Origin of the sequence: Deinococcus pimensis DSM 21231, assembly GCF_000519345.1 — a bacterium.
GTDB classification, from domain to species: Bacteria; Deinococcota; Deinococci; order Deinococcales; family Deinococcaceae; genus Deinococcus_A; species Deinococcus_A pimensis.
The window spans coordinates 91174-91628 of the sequence record NZ_KI912647.1 but is presented as its reverse complement, the minus strand read 5'-3'; the positions used below and the strand labels follow the sequence as shown (position 1 = coordinate 91628).

The 455-nt window shown below is 74.5% G+C and carries 1 pseudogene; it reads left to right on the top strand.

Features of this window, described 5'->3' with window-relative positions:
- A pseudogene (locus DEIPI_RS30985) lies at nt 1-455 on the top strand (chalcone synthase); the annotation flags it as partial.

The window sequence follows — 455 nt, the reverse complement described above, 5'->3', positions numbered from 1 at the left end:
CGAGCGGGACGCGGCGCTCGCCGCGCGGCCCGTCCCGGTCATCCGGGGCTTCGCGCTCGGCAACCCGCCGCACCGCGTCCCGCAGGAGGACGTGAAGGCCGCCGCGCGAGACCTCTTCCCACGCATGTCGGGCTTCCGGCACATGCTGGACGTGTTCGACAACGCCATGATCGACGCGCGGCACCTCGCGATGCCGCTGGAGTGGTTCCTGGAGCCGCACTCCTTCGCGGAGAAGAACGCCGTGTACGTCCGCGAGTCGCTGCGCCTCTCCGAGGACGTCGCGCGGCGCGCGCTCGACGAGGCGGGCGTGCGCCCCGCCGACGTGGACGCCGTGGTGTTCGCGTCCAGCACGGGCGTCAGCACGCCCAGCCTCGACAGCTACCTCATCGAGCGCATGGGCCTGTCGCGGCACGCGGCGCGCGTGCCGCTGTGGGGCCTGGGCTGCGCGGGCGGCG